This window comes from Cryobacterium sp. PH31-AA6, from assembly GCF_030063195.1.
Lineage (GTDB): Bacteria > Actinomycetota > Actinomycetes > Actinomycetales > Microbacteriaceae > Cryobacterium.
Map to the genome: position 1 here is coordinate 141961 of NZ_JASISS010000007.1, position 6000 is coordinate 147960.

Here is a 6000-nt window from a genome sequence, read left to right on the forward strand (position 1 = left end):
TCGAAGAAGCCAGCGGTCTTCCTCGGCCACGCGTCCCCCGACGTCACCCGAAAGTTCTACATCCCCTCGAAGCCTAAGGTCACCCCTGACGTCCGGGCTGCTTTCACCCAAGGGTCTCGCCAGGCCGCGCGAGACCGCACACCTGTGAGCGGCCAGCGCCGGGTTCGCCCCCCGGCGCGTCTCGGGTTGGCAGCGGGCATCAACGGAGGCGCAGTAGCGGCTCGCGGTTCAGGTCAGCTCGGAGATCTCGAAGAGATGACCGTCCAGGTCGCGAAAGAAAGCCCGGATCTCCCCACCGCGATCGAGTGGCGTGGTCAGGAACTCGGCTCCTCGCTTGCTGAGGAAATCGAAGGCGCGCTGACAGTCGCCAACCCGGAAGATAATCTCAGCGCTGACCCGATCGGGATCGTCGGGCACCGTCAGGGTTACGGTCGGCTTGTCCGGGGTTGGCTCACCACCGGTGACGAGCAGCAGCCAGTTCCCAATGAGATCCAGCACTACCGATGTGCCGCCATACTCTCCGAACACTGAGGCGCCCAGGACATCGACATACCAGTCACGACTGGCTGCAGCATCGGCAACGACCAGCATGTGCGTCAGTGCTTCCGCCTCGAACCGATCCATATTGTGCACACTACGCGGAAAGATTACGTTTCGGCGGTCTCGAACGGACTCTGAGCCTCGGTCGCTCCGTCAGCCCGCCAGGAGCCACCAGAGCCGCGTCTGGCCGGAACGTCGGCGCTAGCGCTGGTCAGGGCCGGCGACTATCAGATCAGTTTGGCCAACTGGGTGACACGTGGTCAAACTTCAATGTCCCGGGCCCCTACCGCCTCCGCAAAACTTTGTGCGGATGGCGAGGACAAGCGTCACCAACAAGGCTGACCCGCCAGCAGTTGCGGCGCTTCTCAATCCAAACTGTTTGGCCGCCGATTGGTGGTGATAGCCCATCGAGGTGGTGCTCAACCACGCTGACCGTGTGGCTCAGTCACACCAATCGCGCTACCGTGCATTGGTACTCGAGCGCACCACACGTGGTGCCCACGGAAGCGATTATTCTTGGGGCGGCACACCCACTCCTTTGCCCGACGCGCGGCGGGATTCGCTGACCAGGCGCGTCGCCGGGACGACCTGGCGACACCAGCGACACTCACCGGAAACGAGGCGGCCGTCAGCACTCTGCCATCCGACGTCGCGGCCCGCCGCTCGGTGCCATCGGTTGGCGCGGCTCCGCCGGGACTCGGCGGGCACCCTATGTAAAGGAGCCGCCCCGAGGGATTTCAACGGGGTTGATCAAGTTCAGCGAACGCTCGAACCGGGAAGGTGCCAAAGTTCGCAATTTTCGGCGCAACAGCAGTGAACCTCGCGCCCCGCGCCGGCAGCTTGCCGAGGTTTGTGAGGTGTTCAACAATGTGGATACCGGCTCCCAATAACAGCGCGTGCACGGGCCGCTCTCCACTAGAGTCCTTGTCGTCGACGTTCAATGAGTCGATCCCGACAAGGCTGACACCGGCATCAACGAGGAATTGCGCCCCCTCTTGGGTGAGGTAAGGGGCGTCGTCTCCGTAGCGAGGCGTTCCGAAGTGCCGATCCCAGCCGGTGTGGAGGAGCACGGCGGATCCGGCAAGATCCCGTCCGCGGAAGGCGCTGGCAGTCACACCCCTCTCGTGGGCGTTAGGCAGGTGGACTACTTCGGCGCGAAGGCCGACCAGCGAGTCGAGGTCAAGCCCGGCGAGGTCGATTCCTCCGGCGAAACAGTGGAAGGGACTGTCAAGGTAAGTGCCGGTATTGCCGATCATTGTGATGATGTCCATCGTGAACTCGGTTCCGGGTGCGTATCGGGCTGGCGAGTCTTCGCGGGAGAGGAACGGCGTGATCGTGGGTGCGGGAAGTCCGGGGTAGGTGACGAGGTCGACGGTGATCGTGTGGCTCAGGTCAATGATTCGAGGCATTGGGGCTGCTTTCTATTGGTGTGGGAGGGGGTCAGGATCTCTGGTTGTGGAGCCGAACGAGGAGGCAAGCAGCTAGCGCCGCCCCGAGAAGAGCCGCTACGCCCGCGGCGATGAATGCTGCATGGAAGCCTGCGGCAGTGCTGTCCTGCTGGCCACTGGCAATCGCAGCTATGGAGCTGAAAGCGCTCACGCCGATTGCGCCACCGATCTGGGAGCTAGCGTTGGCGAGTCCGGACGCGAGTCCGGTTCGTTCGGTCGGGACGCTTTCAGCAATCACCATCGTTGACGGTGTGAAGCTCAGGGCGACGCCTGCGGCCGCGATGAACAGACCGGGAAGGACATCGAACCCATAGCTGCTGCTCATGGATTGTCGCGCTAGCCAGAAATGACCGACGGCAAGGAGCAGGAGCCCGAGCAGGAGTGTTCGATTCGCGCCAAGATGCCTAATCACCCGGGGGAGGATAAGGAGGGACACGACGAATCCCGCAACAGAGGTGGGAACCATAGCCAGGCCGGAAATCCCCGGTGTGAGGAGGAGAACTTGTTGCAGGAAGAGCGCGGTCAGGAAAAAGGTCGATACCCGCGCTGCGCCGCCCAACAATCCAATTCCGATACCCACCGAGGTCGCCGGATTACGCAGTACGGAGAGCGGGATGATCGGATCGGCGGCGGTCCACTCGACCGCGATGAACGCGGCGCCGAGTGCGGTCGTCGTTGCGATCAGGAGCAGCGTCGGGGGTGAATCCCACCCGTTGTCAGCGCCGGAAAGGATGGCACTGATCAGGGCTAGTGACGCTCCAGTGATGGTCAGGGCTCCCAAGAAATCAAGCGGGACTCGGGTTCGTTCAGGCCGAGGCGCCTGGAGTCTTGATGGGGCGGCGATGATTGCGCCAATTGCGATCGGGGTGGTCAGAAAAAATACCCACTGCCAGCCCCCGACCGAGGTCACCAGACCACCCAGCGCAACACCGAAGGCCCCGCCAGCCGCAGACGCCGCTCCCCATGCGCCCATCGCTTTCGCTCGGTGCGGTCCCGAATAGTCGTGCAGTATCAAGGACAGGGCAGCAGTGCTCAGCGCGGCAGCTCCAACGCCCTGCAACGCTCGGGCGCCGACGAGCACTCCGCCGTTGGGCGCGAAACCGGCGGCCACGGTTGCAACTGCGACAACGGTCGCACCGATGAGGAACATACGGCGACCTCCGAAGATTTCTGCCGCGCGGCCAGCGACCAGGAGAAGCCCGCCGAAGGCCAGAAAATACGCGTTGACGACCCAGGCCAGTCCTGTGGGCGCCAATCCCAGTTCACATTGGATGGTCGGAAGAGCGACGTTGACCACCGACGTGTCGAGCATTACGAGAAACTGCGCCACAACGAGAACTGGAAGGGATCCAAGCGGTGCCCTAGGGGTCTGAGCCAGTGACCTCCCGGCGCCCCAAACCGTGCCGACCGTCCCCGTCGCAGAGCCCCGGTCACTCATCATTGGTAGCCAAGCGAGAGACCTGAAGCCCGTCCACCTTCGTCTCCTGGGGTACCCGCGACCACCGTATGGTCGTCCACAGCAGCCAGACGATGAGGGCGACTTCTCCGATGAACGTGACGGTAGAGATCCGGGCCGTGTAGTCCGCGATCAAGACGGTCCCGATTGCGTCGGCAAGGTATCCAACTCCCGCGATCGTGATCAGGATGCCCAGTGTTCCTGGCATGAAGCCGGATCGAATCACCAGGTAGCCGACGAGAAGCAGGTGCGCGGCAAACAGGATCAAGCCCACCTGCCAGATCATGTGGTAGGACGCGAGGCTGGTCTGGACACTGTCCGGTTGATCGAGCAGGCCCGGCACGATAGCGAGCTGGGTGAGGGCGACGACGAAGACGACGCTGTACGCGACCCGGAACGAGGCCGCGGTCATGGCCACCGCCCGGTTGACCGGCCCCAACAGGGCGAGGAGCGCTGCAGCCACCATGATGTCAAGAACGGCGGCGGTGATCATGAGCAGAACCCCGAGGCGAAACAGTGGTTCCGAGTCCGCGATGTCGTGCGCGGTCTTCACCGCGTCGCCACTCTCGATCAGCGGCGACAATATCCCGACGTAGCCGACTCCCGCGAGTACCGCAACCAGGAGAAGCGCGATGCCCCCGATCAAGCTGGCCGTTCGGGGAAACGGGAGTGTGTGCGATTGACCGGTCATGGTTGGCCTCCTCGTGTGAGTTTGAAGAATCAGCGGGTGACGTGCGCGGCGATGAATGCTGAGATGGATTTCGCCATCGCGGGGGACTGTGTCCAGTGCAGGTAGTGGGCCCCGTCGAGCACTTCGAGCTCGTGAGTAGCGACGCCGGCAAGTTCCGCTTGGTGATTTCGCAGCCAGCTCGGATCCGATTCGACGGTCTCCGTGGCCAGAAACTCTAGAACAGGGATGTCGGCGGGGATCGGCTGCGCGCTGGCCTTCGTTGAATTGGCTCCGATCTGGGCCCACTCATCGGAGATCGAATCGTTTCCGTAATTCCAGTTCGTCAACGCAGCGGTTTGCGCGCGTTCGTTCGTGGTGTACGCCGTCCCGGGGGGCTGAATGATGCTTGGAGCGATAGTGGTAGCGATGCGCATCAGACCGAGGGAGCCCAGAGTGCGTTCGATTTTCGAGGGTTGGCCGACTTCTAGCGACGACGCCTGCGCCGTCATCGGGTCAATGCCGATGATCGCTGACACTTCACCGGGGTAGGCATTCGCGTAGTAATGCGTGTAGAGCCCGCCCACGGAGTGTCCGGCCAGGATTACGGGGGAGTTGACCTGCAGCCGGTCGAGCACCTCGTGAATTTCACCGGTGATGTTCTCGACGGTTCGGTTCGTCACAGTCAGGTCGCTGTAGCCGTAGCCGAAGCCCTCGATGACGATGACGTCGAAGTTGTCGAGCGTGCGGATGAGCGGCGCGAAGTCGACGGCGGGCGCTGGCGTGCCGAAGCCGCTGAGCAGCACCATGGTGGGGCCGGATCCGCCGTTGCGGTAGACGTTGATGTCGCCCGCCTCGATCGAAACCTTCTGGCCGTAGGGGACGAGGTCGGCCTTCTCCGCGTTCGTGATGGCGACGTTGGCCAGCGACGAGATGACCAAAAGGACTAAGAGGCTCGCGACAACGATTCCGGCCTTTCGCAGGGCCCTACGCCACTTGGGCTGCCGGTGCTTTTTGTCTGGACTGAGTGGTGCTTTGGGCGAATCCGTTTCAGGGATGTGGTCAATGAGGGACATCGGTGCTCGTTTCTCTAGTTACCCCGGAGATCCGGTGGTAGTGACTTGTTGTTTACTCATACACGGGTGTTCAACTTCGTAAGACTAAGATATACATCAATGTTTGATTTAGTCAAGAGTGCGCGATGAAATCTGGCCTCGATCGCCAGATGCGATCTGACGCCCAGCGAAATCGTGGCGCAATCATCACGGCTGCCATCAGGACCATCAACGTGAACTCCCACGCCACTATGCGTGACATTGCCGAGGCGGCCGGCGTGAGTCGTGGAACCCTCTACGGCCACTTCACGAGTCGCGATGCGCTCGTCGCTGAGGCGTGCCGGTGGCTTATGGCCGACGTCGCCAGCCCGCTTGCCGCCCTAGACCCCACACGGCCCGCCAAAGAATCACTAGATATCTTGATCGTCAGTTCCTGGTGGGTACTGGGTCATGTCAGCGGGCTCGAGGCCGCGGCGAAGACCGCGATCGCAGCTGATGACCTTCGGAAGATGCGCGAAGAGTCACTGGCGCAACCGCTACAGGCGCTCCTCACGCGAGGGCGCGCAGAAGGAGCGTTCCGAATCGACCAAAGCCTCGCCTGGCAAACGGAATGCGTCTACGCGATCCTCCACGCCGGTGCATCGCAGGTACGAGACGAACAGCTACCGCCTTTGCATGGGCAGGCCGAAATGACTACGACGATTCAGCCTGAATCCACCGGTCGACCGCTGGTGGAATCGTGATTTCGGTTTGATTGGGTTTCTGGGTTTCGGGCGCGGTTGAGGGCTGGGCCTCGATGCCGTGAGTGTTCCACTGGGGTTCCTGGTTGCGCCC

The 6000-nt window shown here is 62.5% G+C and carries 6 protein-coding genes; 1 reads left to right on the plus strand and 5 read right to left on the minus strand.

The features are described 5' to 3' along the window. Positions 1-228 precede the first annotated feature (228 nt). From QMG61_RS07810 to QMG61_RS07830, 5 genes are all read right to left on the minus strand, one after another. On the minus strand, positions 229-624 hold the full coding sequence (locus tag QMG61_RS07810; protein ID WP_283493775.1) for a VOC family protein: 396 nt from the start codon (positions 622-624) through the stop codon (positions 229-231). Positions 625-1277: 653 nt separating this feature from the next. Further along, entirely contained in the window at positions 1278-1949 is a 672-nt protein-coding gene (locus QMG61_RS07815) for a cyclase family protein (RefSeq protein ID WP_283493776.1), read from the minus strand. A 31-nt stretch (positions 1950-1980) separates the two neighbouring features. Continuing rightward, positions 1981-3429 carry an MFS transporter gene (locus QMG61_RS07820; protein WP_349358126.1) on the minus strand — a complete coding sequence of 483 codons (1449 nt, stop codon included), beginning with the start codon at positions 3427-3429 and terminating at the stop codon, positions 1981-1983. Next, a complete protein-coding gene (locus QMG61_RS07825) occupies positions 3419-4135 on the minus strand; it encodes a DUF4386 domain-containing protein (RefSeq protein WP_283493778.1) in 717 nt (238 codons plus the stop codon). Before QMG61_RS07825 ends, QMG61_RS07820 begins: the two co-directional genes overlap by 11 nt. 29 nt (positions 4136-4164) lie before the next feature. Then, positions 4165-5187: an alpha/beta fold hydrolase gene (locus QMG61_RS07830; protein WP_283493779.1), complete on the minus strand. Its 1023-nt coding sequence runs from the start codon at positions 5185-5187 to the stop codon at positions 4165-4167. 125 nt (positions 5188-5312) lie between these two features. Between QMG61_RS07830 and QMG61_RS07835 the strand changes: the two genes are divergently transcribed. After that, on the plus strand, positions 5313-5909 hold the full coding sequence (locus QMG61_RS07835) for a TetR/AcrR family transcriptional regulator (protein ID WP_283493780.1): 597 nt from the start codon (positions 5313-5315) through the stop codon (positions 5907-5909). Positions 5910-6000: the final 91 nt, after the last annotated feature.